The organism is Vibrio sp. FE10 (assembly GCF_030297155.1).
Lineage (GTDB): Bacteria > Pseudomonadota > Gammaproteobacteria > Enterobacterales > Vibrionaceae > Vibrio > Vibrio apostichopi.
Genome location: NZ_AP028068.1, coordinates 122834 through 140259, shown reverse-complemented (window position 1 = coordinate 140259; position 17426 = coordinate 122834). Strand labels below are relative to the sequence as shown.

Sequence of the window (17426 nt, the reverse complement as noted above, 5' to 3'; positions counted from 1 at the left end):
AACGAGTATGAGCGATAACAAAAACCACCAACAAGACAGCGATAACCAGCCATCACCGAAACGTTCGACAAAGACGTTGACGGGTTACTTAGTGCTGAGCGTGATTGGCATGTTTGGTTTTGGTTTCGCTCTGGTTCCTCTGTATGACGTGATGTGTGAAGCCTTGGGGATCAACGGGAAAACCAACACGGTATCAGCTGTTCAGCCTCAAGGAATGCAACCTGATTATTCTCGTACGGTTCGAGTGGAGTTCATGTCGCACATTAAGCCAGATATGCCATGGCAGTTTATACCTGAAACTCGAGTGTTAGAGGTTCACCCTGGGGAAGTGGTTCAAACGAACTACTTAGCGCAAAACTTATCGGGTCTTTCGTTAGTTGGGCAAGCGGTGCCATCGGTGTCTCCCGGAAATGGAGCGACATATTTTAATAAAATGGAGTGCTTCTGCTTTAACCAGCAGCCTCTGGAAGGACACAAGAGCGCGGAGATGGGGCTGATCTTCTACATTGAGCCTGAGATCCCAGAATCGATTCATACGCTCACTCTCTCTTACACCTTGTTTAATATCACGAGTGATGTTGGCTTGAACAAGAGTCAGGTTCAAGCTGAGACACTCGCAAGTAATTAGGGATTTACAGAACCAGTATCAACATAAGGAGTTGAGCGATGAGTTCTAAAAAGGAAGTTTATTTCGTTCCACATCAAAGTCACTGGCCTCTGGTCGGGGCTATTGCTCTGTTTCTCGTCGCGGTTGGCGCGGGCTTAACGGTGCAACACATGGAGACCGACTCTGCTGGTGGTGTGTTTGGGAAAGTAGTGCTGTTCGTTGGTTTTGCTGTGCTGCTGTATATGCTCGCAGGTTGGTTTAGCAACGTCATCACAGAATCATTAAGTGGGCTCTATTCTGAGCAAATATCTCGATCCTTTAGACAGGGGATGAGCTGGTTTATTTTCTCTGAAATCATGTTCTTCGGCGCTTTCTTTGGTGCGCTTTTCTACGCTCGGATGATTTCTGTGCCATGGATTGGTGGAGCAGGAAACAACGAGATGACTCATGAGGTGTTGTGGCCGATGTTCCAATCTATTTGGCCTTTAACAACAGCACCTGATGGCGGCACAACAGAGGCGATGTCGTGGCAAGGTATCCCGCTTAAAAACACCATTATCCTGTTGATCTCTTCAGTGACCCTTCACTTAGCGCATTTAAGTCTCGAACAAAATAAACGCATGGCATTGATCGTATGGCTAGAAATCACCATTGTGCTGGCTGGGTTCTTCCTGTTCTTCCAAGTTGAAGAGTATGTTCATGCTTATCAAGAGATGGGGTTAACACTCCAGTCTGGGATTTATGGCAATACCTTCTTCTTACTGACGGGGTTCCACGGTCTGCATGTGTGTTTGGGTACCATCTTTTTGATTGTGCTGTTGGCGAGGGTTGCTAAAGACCACTTTTCTCCTAAAGACCATTTTGCGTTTCAGGCAGGGAGTTGGTATTGGCATTTTGTTGATGTGGTTTGGTTAGGGTTGTTCGTGTTTGTGTACGTGCTTTAGTGAGAACATGAACTAGGTATTCACTGAGTATAAGTCGAATCAATAAGGACGAGGGTTAGGAGTGATGACCCCAGAAGCCAAAGCAAGCAGAAGTAACAGCACGACAATGGCTGATAGCATGACTCGGCGACCCAAGAAGTGACTCAGTCGCTTTCCATTGTGCTTACCTGACGCGATTTGGATAAGTGCTTTCATTAGATTGAAAACAATAACCAGCAACAGAACAACGAGAACCACATTAAATAACAAGACAAAGGTTGATGACATCATAGTGCTAACTCCAAACCGCTTGATTCATGATGAAAAAAAATTCCGCAGTAAAGGTTTTTGGATAGCGGTTGTTTTAACTGTGGTTTCAGTCGGCATTTTAATCAAGTTGGGTTTGTGGCAGTTAGATCGTGGTAACGAGAAATTGCGTTATGAACAACAGCTATCAGAAAGAGCGCAGCAATCATCTAGGTCATTGGACACGGTTATCTCTGAATGGAAGGACTCGCGTATACAAGCGCAAGGTGCATCTGAACAGCTGTCTTTAAATGGTTTGAAGGTTGATGTGGAATTGGAAACACCAAGTGGTTTAGTGGTCTTGTTAGACAATCAGGTTAACCAAGGAGCGGTGGGGTATGTGATTTACATGTTGGGTGAGGTTCGCTTTAAAGATGAAAACGAGTCTTTAGTGGCCGAAAAGCAGTTATTGATCGATCTGGGGTTCGTTGCGGCAAGTAATGACAGAAGAGAGCTTCCACAACTAGGAAACATAACACTACCAACCAATATGTCAGGGCGTTTGTACACTCGTTCAGTGAATCCTCTAAGTCATGAGTTGGGTTTAGAAAACACAATGCCTAAAAGAATTCAAAACATCAACATAACAGCGTTATCAGAGTACACAGGACAAGACGTTTTGCCCTTTGTCTTCCAACCGCAAAGCTTAGAATCGTGGCCTTATGAGTTGTTATGGCGACCGACGGCAATGAAACCTGAGAAGCACTTCGGTTACTCATTTCAATGGTTTGTAATGGCAGCGGTACTTTTGTTTTTGATGGTGTTAATTGGTTATCGGTATATGAAAGGGACACCCAAGGTAAGGGACTAACATGAATAAACCTCAAGCTTTAAGCAAAACAGAAGAAGAAACGCGGTTATTGCAAAAGCGTCGCTCGAAAGGTCGTCTGATGTTGATAGGGCTGATTCTGATTTTTGCTTTGCCCGCCATTATTGCTAAAACCGTGCTGGATCAGCATTGGTACACAGCAGGTGTTACCAATTCCGGAGAACTCGTTGAACCAAGGGTGACCTTGCAAGATTTTGGTATCACGTTGCCTGTGGCTGAAGAAGGTTGGTTGGTCGGATATATCGCCCCGACAGATTGCGAAAGCTTATGCGAACAACAACTACATTATCTCAATCAAAGTTACTTGGCTTTGGGTAAGAACAAAGAGCGAGTCACTGCGGTGGTTTTTGTGGCTGAGGGAGTTTCTCTGAAGGGAACCATTAACAAGCCTGATTTAGAGTTTCTCGCTGGTGGAGATCAATTGAGAGGCGAATTTGCTCCTGCATCGATTGTGATTATTGACCCACTGGGTCAGCTTGTTATGGAGTATAAGAGCGTTTCTGAACCGTCTCAGCTAGTTAGCCAATCCAAAGGGATGATCCACGACCTAAGGAAGTTACTCAAATTATCACGTGTGGGTTAATCAGTGGTAATGCTGACTAAATAGACAAATATTGGGATTAGCGAAGATGTGATGATTCGTTGTCAGTGATTCGAGAAGGGAGATAAGCGATGCAAAATGGAGCGCCCAAAGTACTCATGGTAATCATGAGGCTGACTATTTTACTGACACTCACCGTTATTGTGCTTGGCGCTTATACTCGTTTGTCGGATGCTGGTCTTGGCTGCCCTGATTGGCCAGGATGTTATGGCAATCTTGCCGTACCATCCAATGCCACAGCAATCAGTGAAGCTAATCTCCAATTCCCAGAACGAGCTCTTGAAGCAGACAAAGCATGGATAGAGATGATACATCGCTACTTTGCTGGCTCGCTCGGGTTACTTATCTTCGTTGTTGTCGCTTGGTGTATCAAAAAGAACATCACCTCTGTTGGACTTCCTCTGGTTATTTCTGCCACTGTGATTTTTCAGGCCCTGTTAGGTATGTGGACGGTTACTCTAAAGCTGATGCCTGTTGTGGTAATGGCACACCTTATGGGCGGGTTCACGCTACTGTCACTACTCTGTTTACTCTATTGTCGCCTGTCTAATGTCCAACATCACTTTAGTGAGTCTATTTCTCATTCATCTCTCAAAGCTTGGGCATTGTTTGGGTTAATCGTTGTGGTTGGCCAGATATTACTTGGTGGATGGACGTCGTCTAATTATGCCGCTTTGGTGTGTACCCAATTACCGATCTGCGAAGGGAATTGGACAAGCTATTTAGATTTCAAGAACGCCTTCGATTTTGCTCAACACGGCCATGATAACTATGAGTTTGGTGTGTTGGAATATCCTGCGAGATTAACCATACATGTCATGCACCGGTTCGGAGCGATCGTCGCAACACTTACGGTGTTGATGATTGTTTATCAGCTTTGGAAGCTTGAAAAAGGACCGCAAAAAAAGCTGGCTCTCACTTTGGCGATAGTGTTGTTTGCTCAGGTCAGTTTAGGGATCAGCAATGTATGGTTTCACCTACCGATCTCGGTAGCCGTTTTGCATAATTTGGTGGCCGCTTTGTTACTTGTCACCATGGTTGTTACAAACTTTGTGGTTTGGCAACGTCAATCGAGTGAGTACTTGATGAAGAACGATGTATTACAAGGAGGTAATCATGGTCACTAGAACATCAACACAACATAGAGTGGTGCTTCAAGGTGCAGCTTCAGGCCAGGAGGTAGTTGCTAGCCAAGAGATAGCTGCCAGTCAAGAGATAGCAACCAACGGTGAAACTGCTCTAAAAAATGAGCTGGTCTCGAAAAACAAAGCCACTTGGAAGGTCTATTTAACGTTGACTAAACCTAAGGTCGTGGCTTTGATGTTGCTGACCGCACTAGTTGGGATGTGTTTGGCGGTGCCTAACGGATTACCTTTACAGCAAACTCTGTTTGGAATGATCGGAATAGGATTAATGGCGGGCTCAGCGGCTGCGTTTAACCATTTGATCGATAAAAAGATCGATGGGCAGATGACTCGAACAAACCGACGTCCATTGCCGTCAGGAGAACTCAGCAGCGTGCGTGTGTTTAGCTTTGCTGCTGGTATTGGCTTGCTTGGCTTTGTCACGTTAGTGGTGTGGGTTAACCAACTGACAGCTTGGTTAACCTTTGCGAGCTTATTAGGGTATGCGGTGATTTATACCATGTACCTGAAGCGGGCTACGCCGCAAAACATCGTAATTGCAGGAATCGCTGGGGCAATGCCTCCGTTATTGGGCTGGACTGCGGTCACTAATGAACTGCATTCAAACGCTTGGTTGTTGGTGATGATCATCTTTATCTGGACGCCTCCGCACTTCTGGGCATTGGCGATTCATCGTCGTGATGAATACGCTAAGGTGAACATTCCGATGTTGCCTGTGACTCATGGTATTGCCTACACCAAAACATCGATTCTGCTCTATACCTTGCTGCTAAGCATCGTATGTATATTGCCTGTGTTGGTCGGTATGAGTAGCTGGATATATTTGAGCGCTTCTTTGGTGTTAAACGGTGGTTTTGTTTATCACGCTTGGGTACTTAAGTATCGTGACGAGCCTAATATGGCGATGAAGACATTCAAGTTCTCCATTTATCATCTTATGATTTTGTTTGTCGCTTTGTTGGCGGACCACTACCTACTTTGATAACTGATGCTCTGCTGTTACAGAATAAGAAAACGGATGCTCTAGGCATCCGTTTTTGTTTTGCTGATTACTAGAACCTACCTACTAGAAAGTAAGTAACTGGCTAGTAATTAGTCCACTTTGTTCCAAGCATCTTGCCAGTGTGAACCTACACCTGGTTCGTACTGAGTTGCTGTTGGTGCCCATTGAACACAGTAACCAGAGTATGGGAACTCTTTACACTGATAAACGCTACCATCGCTGCTCAGCACTTTAGTTCCTGCAGTGTAAGACTCAATGCTTTCAGGGAATACGAAGTCGTAATCGCCAGCAGGTGGAGGTGTTTGCTCGTCCATTAGATGGAAATCAAGCGTGTTCTGATCCACTAAGTTACCTTGGTCATCTTTCGTCACAACCACAAGCATGTGGTGGCCAGCTTCTGATTTAGACAACGTTAGTTGAACATCTTCCACTTGTCCGTCTGCTAATTCAGATTTCTGAGAGGCAAGTGCTTCGCGGTGATGGTTGTACACCGTCAGTTCTGCTTGAATATCGCCAGTGGCCGCCAATGTCAGATCAAGCTGCGTAGGCTGGCTTTCATCAATAATGTATTCAGACTCTAGGCCTGTCACTGCTAGCTCATGATCCGGTTCTGGAGTATCAATCTTGTAACCGATCTCTACGCTATTAAAGCCTGAACCTGCTTTTAGGTACACAGGGTTCGCGCCGTAAATGGGTGCGAAATCGCCTTGGTTGTTCAGCTGACCTGCTTTGATTTGCGTTTGTTCTTTGTTGATCTTAGCCGCAAGCGCGTAAGACCAGTTATTTGCTTTGCCTTGCTCGTTGCTCTCAATGACAAGCTCAGTACTGTATGAAGCGTTCTCACCAGATTGATCGAAGACACGAGTGTAAACCGCATCACCAATGTTGAGGTCTTGAGTTGGGTTGATTTGACCGCCTTGATCCCAATCCGGGATGATAGGGCCGTCGCCATCAAATTTCACGTCGATAACGTTGTAGAAAGCTGCAGCAGTGTCACCCACATCCCATACCGCAAGGATCACGTGATAACCTTCGCGTTCCGGTACATTACACAAGTGGCTTACTTGCATAGGTGGTTGTTCCATGTTGCCTTCAACAACACAGAATGGCGTTAAATCAAAAGAACTGCGTGCCAAAGGTTGGTTTGGATTCCAGTCTGGTTGAGTAATGTAGTACTTCCAGTCGTTAGTCTTGTGGTTCGCTGTGAACGTCCACTCAAAATATTGAGAGCCCGATTTGATAGGACGTTTAACCCAGCGATCTGCCGTCTGCTCGTCAAGCGCTGCCGCTAAAGACGATTGCGCACTGGCGATCTTTCCATCGGCAGGGCCGACTTCAGGGAAGCCTTCAGGGCCTTCCACACTTTGTGGCTCGTATTGGATACCGCCACAGTTGGTGTTTTTCTCTTGTGTATCACTCGCGGGGAATTTACATAGCGCGACACGGCTTTCTGCTACGCCATTATCGTATGCCGAAACATAACCGTGACCGAAGCTTGCACCGCTTACGCTAAGTAGTGATAGAGCTATGAGTGATTTTTTAGGGAGTTGTTTCATTATTTGTCCTTACTGTATTTGGCCGACAAAAAAGAGAACACTCGGGCATGCATTGACACTTAAATCCTATTAAGTGGCGGCCCCGCTATCATAGACAGAATATTTGTCGACAGACCGGTGGCTTTGCGTCCTATTCTTTCAAATAGTTTGCCAGAAGTGCGTTTAAGCAAGCGGAATGTAGCCAACCAGTTTTATAAATGCGAATCAATCGATTGAAATGTGGAATGCTAATCTCGAACTTTTAATTCTTAATACAAATTAACTTGCTATATGTTTAGTTCGTCAACGTATAAATTATTGATATAAATGAAGAAAGTATTTGCTCTAATCGTTTTTGTGAATGATTTTAGCTGTTGTGTTTTGTTCTGTACGACAATTGCGCGCATATCAAAACCAAACCTTTGGTTTCCACTAACCAAACCCTGACACGCCATGTATGAAAAGCCGGACAATTGATTGGTATAAGTTATATAAAGGAAGCAGTATGGAATTCACAGAACAAGATAGAGACGCGCTGTATCAAACTTGGATGTCACAAAAATCGCGAATGCGAATTACGCAGATGGAGTTTTCAAAAAAGCTTGGAATGAACCAGCTTGATTTCTCTAGAGTGTTGAGAGGCGAGACGCCATTAACGATGTCTTTCATTAGTCACTTTTGTCGTTTACTTCATTTAGAACCAAGGAATGTCTTCCCGTCGTTGAAAGAAGGTCGAGAGAATGGTCCTAAAGTGGTGTATTTGAAAAGCCGAATGAGTGTGGATGGTGAGATTCAAAATGCTTACATTGAAGGTAATCAAGTGATTGTCGAGTATGCCCACACTGTGCAACATGACTAATTTTAGAGATAGCTCTGAGTTTTAACCCTTTTTTCTACAACCTTTTCACATAGGGTATGGCATACTTATTTAGAGTCCTAAATTTAACCGAAGTGCGCTATGACACCTTTAAAACTTCTCTTGCTTGTTGCAACCAGCATCTTTTTGTTTGGTTGTGCAGGCGGCCCAATTAAAACCGCAACCAAATTCACCAGCTATGAAGATTTTAGCGCCGGTCCTGATGGAGGCGTCGATCTAGTATGGGCAAGGATAGGGTTACGTGATTCACAACGCCTGAAAGCCAAACTCGATGAGTATGATTCAGTGGTGATCGACCAAATCTTTGTACTGGCAGAAGAGGGGTCGTTAGAGCAGGAAGACATTCAGGAACTCACTGATCACATGGTTGCGCGTTTGGAAGAGAAAATATCGCCCCATAAAACGATTGTCGATGAGCCTACCGGGAATACGCTGCGCCTAAGTATCGCGTTGAGCAACGTTGAAACACCCAACCCCATCTTAGCCGTGACCAGTAGTGTACTGCCGTTTGGCCTTGCGATGTCTACCATATCTAAGGTCACGACCGGTGAGCATACCAATGTGGGAAGCGCCAGTGTTGAGCTCTTGGTAAGTGATGCTCAAGAGGGCACGCCATTGTTTGCAGCCATCGACCGTGAAGCCGGCAATAAAGATTTCTCGACAATGATTGATTCACTGGATGATGCCAAAGATGCAATCAACTATTGGGTTGAGCGTTTAGGTGATACTCTACAAAGAATAGAAAAAGCCTAGAAAGAGCCTGTAATGCTAGAGAAAGAGAACCTAATTAAACTTGCTAGAATGCATATGCCATTTGGTAAATACGCTGGTCGTATATTGATCGATCTGCCGGAGGAATACTTACTGTGGTTTGATAAGAAAGGCTTTCCCTCTGGCGAGTTAGGTGACTTACTCAAGCTGTGTTTAGCATTAAAAATTGAAGGGCTTGATAGCGTTGTCAAGCCATTGAAAAGAATGTAATTAGTTAAAAGCTCATGTTAATCACGTGAGCTTTTTTATTTTCAAGTTCTGCAAATTTACATGTATGGTGAAGCTTGAAGTATAACCGTTCTTAACCTGTCATAAATTACGCAATCGATAGCGTGTAAACAATGGTATACAGGGTGTTTTAAATATAAAACACAAAAAAAATTGCGTTTATTTTCAATTAGTGATTGAAACTAGAGTTTTTACTAGTTAAGTTACAGGGAACAAGAAGATTAGTGCTGATAGAAAGTTACGTGAGACAACGTACATTCAGCTCAAGGATAGAAAAAAGGAAGAAGTAAGCAATGTTCCAGACTGATGATGTAAGAATTAACAAAGTAAAAGAGTTATTACCACCTGTTGCTGTTTTAGAAAAGTTTCCAGCGACAGAAGTTGCTTCTTCTACAACCTTTGAAAGCCGCAAAGCGATCCACAATATTCTAGAAGAAAGCGACGACCGCTTGCTTGTTATTGTTGGCCCATGTTCTATTCATGACACAGAAGCTGCGCTTGAGTATGGTAAACGTTTGAAAGTACTACGCGACGAACTAGGCGATAACCTTGAAATCGTAATGCGTGTTTACTTTGAAAAACCACGTACAACTGTTGGTTGGAAAGGCCTAATCAACGACCCGTACATGAACGATACGTTCAAGCTAAATGACGGTCTTCGTCTTGGACGTAAGCTTCTGCTTGACCTAACTGATATGGGAATGCCTACGGCAAGTGAATTCCTAGATATGATCACACCTCAATACGTAGCAGACCTAATCAGCTGGGGTGCAATCGGCGCACGTACGACAGAATCTCAAGTTCACCGTGAATTGGCTTCTGGCTTATCTTGCCCAGTTGGCTTTAAGAACGGTACTGATGGCAACATCAAGATCGCAACAGACGCGATTCGTTCGGCAAGTGCTTCGCACCACTTCTTATCTGTAACTAAGTACGGACACTCAGCAATTATTGAAACAGTGGGTAACCCTGACTGTCATATCATTTTACGTGGCGGTAAAGAGCCAAACTACAGCGCTGAGCATGTAGGTAAAATCAAAGAAGAACTAGCGGCGTCAGGCCTTCCACAAAAGGTAATGATTGATTTCAGCCACGCAAACAGCTCTAAGCAGTTTAAGCGTCAAATGAATGTATCTGATGACGTTAGTGCTCAAATCTCTGGCGGCGACAAAGCTATCTTTGGTGTGATGATTGAATCTCACCTTGTTGAAGGTCGCCAAGATCTTGTTGATGGTAAAGCTGCAACTTACGGCCAATCTGTTACTGATGCATGTATTGGTTGGGAAGATACTGAAACAGTACTTCGCCAGTTGGCAGACGCTGTTGAAGCTCGCCGCAACAAATAGACTAATTACAGTCAGCGACTAAGCGACTGAAAATTCCAAGCCCTTATTAGCCGTTGCTAGTAAGGGCTTCTTTGTGGACTTGCAAATTTAAGGGTTGTCATACTATAAGTTTATTTACTTATCGTATAGTGAATGGTTAAATGGTGTGGTGTTCCATAAACTGAAGAGTCGTATCAATGAAAGCAGTATTGGCGAGTGTCGTATTAATTGCAGTAAACACGTTTTCTATATCAAATGTACAAGCCGCAACTGGCTTTAACGCTGAGCAACTATGTAAAGCTGGTCTTGCTCTAGCGATTGACAAGCAACCTCGTGGTATTAAAGCGACGTCAGGAAAAAGCAATCAGCGTATTCTACTTAGTTTGAAAGATGGCAATAACGATTGGGATTACCGTTGTGATGTGAACCGCGGTAACAAAACGATTAAGTTAGAAGCCAGAGAACTCAAGCGCAACGACAAGTTCTTAGGGCAAGCTATTCGCTATGATGTTGCTGATGCTAAGCGTTCAGTCAAAGTCACAATGAAAAAGCGTAAAGGCTCTGGAGTCACCAGTGAAAGCTATACCGCTCGACAGCTCAAATAGTACAGTTTACTGACATGAGAAAGCCGCAATTATTTGCGGCTTTTGTTTACCTAGTAAATGACAACACAAGTTTATTTGATTAGGCCTGAATTAGTACAGATTAGGTTAAGTAGCTCTTCCACTTTTTGTGACAGCAAAGTTCTATCTTGCTTGGTTTCTACGTTGAGGCGTATCAGCGGCTCTGTATTGGACTTTCTTAAGTTAAAGCGCCACGTGCCCATATTCATGCTGAGCCCGTCTGTGTGATCGATCTCAACGGCATCAACTTGATAGTGTGACAACACATAAGCCATGACTTGTTCTGGTTCTGAAACCTTACGATTGATCTCTCCTGAAGAAGGGAATCTATCCATACTCGAGCTGGTCAATTGATGAAGAGATTGTTGAGTCTCGCTGATCAGTTCAATCACTAAGAGCCAAGGAATCATTCCTGAATCGCAATACCCAAAATCACGGAAATAATGGTGCGCACTCATTTCACCACCGTACACCGCATTTAATTCTCTCATCTTCTCTTTGATGAGAGCATGTCCAGCTTTGACAGCAATAGCCTTCCCACCAAGTTTGTTGGCGACTTCAATCGTGTTCCATGTCATACGCATATCGTGTAATACGGTTGCATTCGGTTCTTTTAGTAAGAACGCTTCAGCAAGCAATCCGACAATATAATAACCCTCAATGTAATTGCCTTTTTCGTCAAAGAAAAAACAGCGGTCAAAATCACCATCCCAGGCAATGCCTAGATCAGCGGAATGCTCTAAGATTGCATTTCGAGTCGCTGTTTGGTTTTCTTTAATCAATGGGTTGGGAATGCCATTGGGAAATTTTCCGTCTGGAGCATGGTGAACCTTGATGAAGGTGATAGGAACACTGAATTCGCTGAAACGACTCTCTAAAGCATCGATAACATGCCCTGCAACACCGTTGCCAGAATTAACTACAATCTTCATTGGTGATAACTTTGACGGGTTAAAATACGAGAGTAGGTGATCTACATAAGGGGCGATAATGCTGGTCGATCTACTAGAGTTATTTGGTTGTACATGACTGATAGGTAAGTCGTTGTTCAACTCTTGATCTAGATCTGCAATACGTTGTTTGACTTTATCTAAACCACTGTTTTTACTTATCGGACTAGCGTCCAAACCAACTAATTTCATTCCGTTGTAATTGATTGGATTATGGCTTGCCGTAATTTGGACTCCACCAACCGCTTCTAGGTGGCGAGTTGCAAAGTAGATCTCTTCAGTGCCAGTCGTACCTAGGTCTATGACGGCGATCCCAGACTCGATTAAGCCTTTGGTCATGGCTTCTTGTAATGAAAGGGACGTTTCTCGGTTATCACGGCCAATCACCACTTGAGCCAAGCCATCGAATGAAGTTTCAGGTGTCGCGGATAGGACGTATTCGCCAAATGCTTTGCCGAGCAGGTAGGCAAAATACCCATTGATTTGCTCACCAATGAGGCCGCGAATATCGTTGTTCTTAAAGCAGCTAAGGTCTAATGTTGGTTTCACTTGATTGTCGCCGCTTTATTTCGATTTGTTGTTTTGAGATGAATCAGTTTCTTGGTTTCGAACGTCTCGCCCATAGCTGTCTTGATATCGAATGATATCGTCTTCACTTAAATGGCTACCGGTTTGTACTTCGATCATCTCGAGAGGTACTTCTCCGGGGTTCTCTAGGCTGTGAATATGACCTAGCGGAATGTAAGTCGATTGGTCTTCTTCGATTAGATATGTTTTATCGTCGTTGGTTACCTTCGCAGTACCTGCCACTACCACCCAATGTTCAGCCCTATGGTGATGCATTTGCAGCGAAAGCCTATGACCAGCGTTGACTGTAATGCGCTTCACTTTGTCGCGCTTGCCTAGATCGATCACATCGTATTTACCCCAAGGCCTAAAGACTTCTCGGTGGTAAATGTGTTCAGTTCGACCTGCTTGATTCAGTTGGCTAACAATCGATTTCACGCCCTGCACTTTATCTTTACTCGCAACCAATATTGCATCTTTGGTTTCGACAATAATGAGGTTTTCGACGCCTACCGTCGCGACCAGCTTATTTTCTGCATGAATGTAGTTGTGTTGAGAATCGACGGTTAACACATCACCTTCAATGACGTTGTTATGCTCATCTTTATCACTGACATCCCAGATAGCTGACCACGAGCCAATATCATTCCAACCAACATCCATCGGGATCACTGCGGCGTGTGAGGTCTTTTCCATCACGGCATAATCGATAGAATCGCTTGGGCTGTTTTTAAACGCGTCAGCGTCGATACGGATGAAGTCGAGGTCGGTATTTTGCTTTGAAAGAGCGAGTTTGCAAGCGGCTAAGATATCTGGGTGATGTTCAGCAAGTTCTTCAAGGTAGCGAGATGCTTTAAACATGAACATGCCACTGTTCCATAAGTACAGCTCTGAGCGAATGTACTCTGCTGCTGTCGCTTGATCGGGTTTCTCAACGAAGCATTCAATAGCGTAAGCATGATGCGCAGACTGCTCTTTAGCATTGGTATCAGTTTGCACGAGAGGGGAAAGAGGTTCCCCTTGTTTGATATAGCCATAACCCGTTTCTGGAGCGTTGGGTGTGATGCCGAATGTCACCAGTTTGCCTTGCTTCGCGTAATCAACACCGCGACTGATCACTTGTTGGAATTCAGAGGTGTTAGCGATGTGATGATCAGCAGCCAGTACTAATAAGATCGGGTCTGATGAATTTTGCTCATTATGGGTTGATTTACCTAAAGCTTGTAATGCCGCTAATGCAATGGCTGGAGCCGTGTTTCGACCGACAGGCTCTAGCAAAATACCACTGTGTTGGATGTTAGCCGATCGAGCTTGTTCCGCAGCAATAAAGCGATGCTCTTCATTGCAGATGATTAAAGGATCAGCACATTCACTACTATTTAGGTGACCTTCAAGGCCTTGCAGGCGTTGAAGGGTCTGCTGAAGCATTGACTGTTCGCCAGCAATGTTGAGGAACTGCTTAGGGTAGAGCTCTCGAGACAGTGGCCAGAGGCGGCTACCAGAGCCGCCAGCTAGAATGACAGGTAAAATCATAGAGTGGTAATTGGGTGCATTAAAATACTGGCACTATGTTACCACGCTTCACCTTGTTTGCTTATCGATAACCAGTTTACTTACCGCAAACCAATTTACTTATGAACAAGAAATTGATTCAACGATAAGCAATATCGGCGCAGTTATTGATGAGCTTCTGGATTGGAAGTGACGATAGCTTGAGCTTCGTTAAAACCTTGAGGATCGATCTTAAGTGTTTGTGTTGGGAAGGCGATATCAGCATTGTGCTTATGAATAATCGCTAACACTTGTAATAGAACGTCCTGTTTAACTTCGTGGTATCTCACCCAATTGACCGTTTTTGTGAAGGTGTAGATAAAGAAGTTGAGCGTTGATGGGCCAAACTTATCAAAGTTAACGATCAACGTCTGCTTAGCATCAATGTCAGGGTGCGTTTCGAGCATGGCTTTTACGTCATTCACAATCAGAGCCAGTTTGTTTGCATCTTGATAGCGAAGCCCAAAAGTTTCATTGATTCTGCGGTTCAGCATTCTTGATGGGTTTTCTACCACAATGTTACTGAACACGGAATTTGGCACGTACAAAGGGCGCTTATCAAAGGTACGAATGATGGTCATGCGCCAGCCAATACGTTCAACAGTTCCTTCAATTTGACGATCTGGTGAGCGAATCCAATCTCCGACTTTAAAAGGACGGTCGAAGTAAATCATCATCCCACCAAAGAAGTTCGACAGTAAGTCTTTAGCCGCCAAACCGACGATTAAGCCACCCACGCCACCGAATGTCAGCAAACCTGAAAGGCTGAGGCCGAATGCCTGCATGATTGTGAGGCCACCCATCACCATGAAGAACAAGCGAGCGACTTTCGCGATAGCCTGAACGGTGGTTTCGTCTCTGGTCTTCTGCTTTAAAACATAGGCCTCTGAGTTCGTGATCATTCTCAGAGTGAACCAAACAAAGGTACATATAATCAGAATATGCTTAAGTGTTCTTAGCCAGTTGATTTCATTGCCAAATTGGTCTTGAAGAATCAACCCGAGCGACACAGTACCAGGCCAACACCAAAGTAGTGTACTAACTGGCGTTTTTAAGGCTTCTAATAAAAGGTCATCCCAATGAAATGGGGTTCTTTTGACTAAGATTTCTAGGCGATTATGGATAATTCGCCAAGCAACCCAAGCGAAAAAGCTTGCAATAGTGATGAACAGGACGCTGTTGCCCCAATCACTATGGCTCTGGTTGATGTAGGTTTGTACTTGGGTGATGAATTCATTCATTGTGTGTGCTGCCGCAGAAATTATGAATTGGAAATTAGCAGAAATTGGAGTTGTTCTCTACCTTTATAAATCAAGCGATTATGACACTAGTATAACCTTATTATCGAAAAACTAACTTTTTTTGAGATAGAAACTAATGTAGCTTTGGCTATCCCGTGTAATTAAAATTTCTAAACAGGATTTCAAATGAGCGACAAACAATATGCAGTTATCGGCTTGGGGCGTTTTGGTCTATCTGTCTGCAAAGAGCTGCAAAGCTCAGGGGCGCAAGTATTAGCCGTCGATATTGATGAAGAGCGAGTGAAAGAAGCGGCGGCTTTTGTTTCACAAGCGATTGTTGCGAACTGCACGAGCGAAGAAACGGTAAAAGAGTTAAGGCTTGACGATTACGACATGGTAATGGTGTCGATTGGCTCTGATGTTAACTCAAGCATTCTAACGACGTTGGTAGTGAAAGAGTCTGGCGCTAAGGCTGTTTGGGTGAAGGCGAACGATAAGTTTCACGGCAAGATCTTAGCTAAGATTGGCGCTGACCATATCATAATGCCAGAGCGAGATATGGGGATCCGAGTTGCGCGTAAGATGTTGGACCGACGCGTTCTTGAATTTATCGACCTAGGTAGTGGCTTAGCGATGACAGAAATTGTTATTGGCTCAAAGTTATTAGGTAAGCAACTTCGCGACCTAAAGTTGTGCAAAGAGGTAGGGGTTGAAGTACTTGGCTTCAAGCGCGGCCCGAACCTAACCAAAGCCCCTGAACTTGATGTCAGTTTAGAGATCGGTGATGTGGTGATCATCGCTGGTCCGAAAGATACCTTGTCTAGAAAGTTACGTAACTGGTAATAAGGTAACCGTATGAATTCGTTGAAACGAAAAGGTACTTTCTACACGCTCAATACAGATAAAAAGCCACGCAAAGGCTCTGAGCCGAAGATTATCCTTACGAGTTTCCTAGGTGTTCTTATCCCTTCTGCAATCTTGCTGACGCTGCCAGTCTTCTCTGTGACAGGTCTTAGCTTTACAGATGCGTTGTTTACTGCCACATCTGCAATCAGTGTGACAGGCTTGGGCGTTGTCGACACGGGTGATCACTTCACTTTGGCGGGCAAAATCTTGCTGATGTTTTTGATGCAAGTCGGTGGGTTAGGTCAAATGACCCTGTCTGCGGTACTGCTCTATATGTTTGGTGTCCGATTAAGTCTTAAACAACAAGCATTGGCGAAAGAAGCGCTTGGGCAAGATCGTAAGATTAACCTGCGTAAGTTAGTGAAGAAGATCATCATCTTTGCATTGGTGGCGGAGTTTGTCGGTTTTGTGTTGCTCTGTTTCCGTTGGGTTCCAGAAATGGGATGGGCAACGGGAAGCTTTTATGCACTCTTCCACGCTATATCTGCATTCAATAACGCAGGCTTTGCGCTATTCTCAGACAGTATGATGAGTTTTGTTGATGATCCATTGGTGATCTTTACCTTAGCGGGCTTGTTCATCTTTGGTGGATTAGGTTTCACGGTAGTCGGCGATTTATCGAGTAACTGGCGTAAAGGCTTCCAACACCTGCACTTACACACCAAGATCATGCTGACCGCGACACCAACTTTGTTGTTGGTGGGTACGGTTATGTTTTGGTTATTGGAGAGAAATAACTCTGCAACGATGGAAGGACTTTCTATCCAAGGCCAGTGGTTAGCGGCATTTTTCCAATCGGCGAGTGCTCGTACTGCCGGTTTCAACAGTGTCGATTTGTCTCAGTATACGCAACCTGCATTGTTGGTGATGATTGTACTGATGTTGATTGGTGCTGGTTCAACTTCGACTGGTGGTGGTATTAAGGTCTCGACCTTTGCGGTTGCATTTGTCGCGACTTGGACCTTCCTGCGTCAGAAAAAGCATGTCGTGATGTTTAAGCGCACCGTTACTTGGCAAGCGGTAACAAAGTCATTGGCGATTATTGTGGTTAGTGGAGCATTATTAACCACCGCAATGTTTTTGTTAATGCTTACTGAAAAAGCCGCATTTGACCGAGTGATGTTTGAGGTGATTTCTGCCTTTGCAACCGTCGGACTAACGGCAGGACTAACAGCAAACCTAACGGAACCGGGTAAATACATCATGATTGTCGTGATGGTAATCGGGCGTATTGGTCCTTTGACTTTGGCGTACATGTTGGCTCGTCCAGAACCTTCCTTGTTGAAATATCCCGAAGATACTGTGCTAACGGGTTAAATAACGTTAACAGGTTAATGAATCACATTTTGTCAGTAATAACAAAGCCAGCGATATGCTGGCTTTGTTGTTATAGGTGTAGCTCTAATTTCTTAGCTGTTAGCTGTTAGCTGTTAGCTGT

General features: G+C 44.2%; 18 protein-coding genes and 1 riboswitch. Of the genes, 13 read left to right on the top strand and 5 right to left on the bottom strand.

Annotated elements, in window-relative coordinates:
- Window positions 1-7: 7 nt before the first annotated feature.
- Window positions 8-628 (top strand): cytochrome c oxidase assembly protein, encoded by a 621-nt coding sequence (locus QUF19_RS17760; RefSeq protein ID WP_286301639.1) that lies wholly within the window; start codon window positions 8-10, stop codon window positions 626-628.
- A 38-nt stretch (window positions 629-666) separates the two neighbouring features.
- Window positions 667-1551: a cytochrome c oxidase subunit 3 gene (locus QUF19_RS17755; RefSeq protein ID WP_102434195.1), complete on the top strand. Its 885-nt coding sequence runs from the start codon at window positions 667-669 to the stop codon at window positions 1549-1551.
- A 39-nt stretch (window positions 1552-1590) separates the two neighbouring features.
- Here the strand turns inward: QUF19_RS17755 and QUF19_RS17750 are convergent, their stop codons facing one another.
- Window positions 1591-1821 carry a DUF2909 family protein gene (locus tag QUF19_RS17750; RefSeq protein WP_286301637.1) on the bottom strand — a complete coding sequence of 77 codons (231 nt, stop codon included), beginning with the start codon at window positions 1819-1821 and terminating at the stop codon, window positions 1591-1593.
- 1 nt (window position 1822) lies between these two features.
- On the opposite strand from QUF19_RS17750, the gene QUF19_RS17745 reads away from it, so the two are divergent.
- From QUF19_RS17745 to cyoE, 4 genes are all read left to right on the top strand, one after another.
- Window positions 1823-2647: an SURF1 family protein gene (locus tag QUF19_RS17745; RefSeq protein WP_286301635.1), complete on the top strand. Its 825-nt coding sequence runs from the start codon at window positions 1823-1825 to the stop codon at window positions 2645-2647.
- A 1-nt stretch (window position 2648) separates the two neighbouring features.
- Window positions 2649-3248 carry a redox-active disulfide-containing membrane protein gene (locus tag QUF19_RS17740; protein WP_286301634.1) on the top strand — a complete coding sequence of 200 codons (600 nt, stop codon included), beginning with the start codon at window positions 2649-2651 and terminating at the stop codon, window positions 3246-3248.
- An 89-nt stretch (window positions 3249-3337) separates the two neighbouring features.
- Entirely contained in the window at window positions 3338-4393 is a 1056-nt protein-coding gene (locus tag QUF19_RS17735; RefSeq protein ID WP_286301633.1) for a COX15/CtaA family protein, read from the top strand.
- Window positions 4383-5393 (top strand): heme o synthase, encoded by a 1011-nt coding sequence (gene cyoE / locus QUF19_RS17730; protein ID WP_286301632.1) that lies wholly within the window; start codon window positions 4383-4385, stop codon window positions 5391-5393. Before QUF19_RS17735 ends, cyoE begins: the two co-directional genes overlap by 11 nt.
- 110 nt (window positions 5394-5503) lie before the next feature.
- On the opposite strand, the gene gbpA is transcribed toward cyoE, so the two are convergent.
- On the bottom strand, window positions 5504-6970 hold the full coding sequence (gene gbpA, locus QUF19_RS17725; RefSeq protein ID WP_286301631.1) for an N-acetylglucosamine-binding protein GbpA: 1467 nt from the start codon (window positions 6968-6970) through the stop codon (window positions 5504-5506).
- A 72-nt stretch (window positions 6971-7042) separates the two neighbouring features.
- Window positions 7043-7132, bottom strand: a riboswitch (cyclic di-GMP riboswitch).
- A 322-nt stretch (window positions 7133-7454) separates the two neighbouring features.
- On the opposite strand from gbpA, the gene QUF19_RS17720 reads away from it, so the two are divergent.
- The 5 genes from QUF19_RS17720 to QUF19_RS17700 all read left to right on the top strand — a co-directional run bounded on the left by QUF19_RS17720 (window position 7455) and on the right by QUF19_RS17700 (window position 10755).
- Window positions 7455-7808: a transcriptional regulator gene (locus tag QUF19_RS17720; protein WP_102434188.1), complete on the top strand. Its 354-nt coding sequence runs from the start codon at window positions 7455-7457 to the stop codon at window positions 7806-7808.
- A gap of 99 nt (window positions 7809-7907) precedes the next feature.
- A complete protein-coding gene (locus QUF19_RS17715) occupies window positions 7908-8579 on the top strand; it encodes a DUF3313 domain-containing protein (RefSeq protein ID WP_065112755.1) in 672 nt (223 codons plus the stop codon).
- Window positions 8580-8591: 12 nt separating this feature from the next.
- On the top strand, window positions 8592-8807 hold the full coding sequence (locus tag QUF19_RS17710; protein ID WP_286301626.1) for a DUF3820 family protein: 216 nt from the start codon (window positions 8592-8594) through the stop codon (window positions 8805-8807).
- Between the two features lie 311 nt (window positions 8808-9118).
- Complete coding sequence (gene aroG, locus QUF19_RS17705; RefSeq protein WP_017106233.1) at window positions 9119-10171, top strand: 3-deoxy-7-phosphoheptulonate synthase AroG; 1053 nt, start codon at window positions 9119-9121, stop codon at window positions 10169-10171.
- Between the two features lie 176 nt (window positions 10172-10347).
- Window positions 10348-10755: a hypothetical protein gene (locus QUF19_RS17700; protein WP_128163751.1), complete on the top strand. Its 408-nt coding sequence runs from the start codon at window positions 10348-10350 to the stop codon at window positions 10753-10755.
- Window positions 10756-10826: 71 nt separating this feature from the next.
- On the opposite strand, the gene QUF19_RS17695 is transcribed toward QUF19_RS17700, so the two are convergent.
- The 3 genes from QUF19_RS17695 to QUF19_RS17685 all read right to left on the bottom strand — a co-directional run bounded on the left by QUF19_RS17695 (window position 10827) and on the right by QUF19_RS17685 (window position 15082).
- Window positions 10827-12272: a phosphohexomutase domain-containing protein gene (locus QUF19_RS17695; protein ID WP_286301620.1), complete on the bottom strand. Its 1446-nt coding sequence runs from the start codon at window positions 12270-12272 to the stop codon at window positions 10827-10829.
- A 15-nt stretch (window positions 12273-12287) separates the two neighbouring features.
- The gene (locus QUF19_RS17690; RefSeq protein ID WP_286301619.1) at window positions 12288-13823 is read right to left on the bottom strand and encodes a mannose-1-phosphate guanylyltransferase/mannose-6-phosphate isomerase; all 1536 of its coding nucleotides are present in this window, start codon (window positions 13821-13823) and stop codon (window positions 12288-12290) included.
- A 143-nt stretch (window positions 13824-13966) separates the two neighbouring features.
- On the bottom strand, window positions 13967-15082 hold the full coding sequence (locus QUF19_RS17685; protein WP_286301618.1) for a mechanosensitive ion channel family protein: 1116 nt from the start codon (window positions 15080-15082) through the stop codon (window positions 13967-13969).
- Window positions 15083-15268: 186 nt separating this feature from the next.
- Here QUF19_RS17685 and QUF19_RS17680 point away from each other — a divergent pair, with 186 nt between their 5' ends.
- Both QUF19_RS17680 and QUF19_RS17675 read left to right on the top strand, forming a co-directional pair.
- The gene (locus QUF19_RS17680; RefSeq protein WP_102434182.1) at window positions 15269-15925 is read left to right on the top strand and encodes a potassium channel family protein; all 657 of its coding nucleotides are present in this window, start codon (window positions 15269-15271) and stop codon (window positions 15923-15925) included.
- Window positions 15926-15937: 12 nt separating this feature from the next.
- Window positions 15938-17305 (top strand): TrkH family potassium uptake protein, encoded by a 1368-nt coding sequence (locus tag QUF19_RS17675; protein WP_286301615.1) that lies wholly within the window; start codon window positions 15938-15940, stop codon window positions 17303-17305.
- The last annotated feature ends 121 nt before the right edge of the window (window positions 17306-17426 follow it).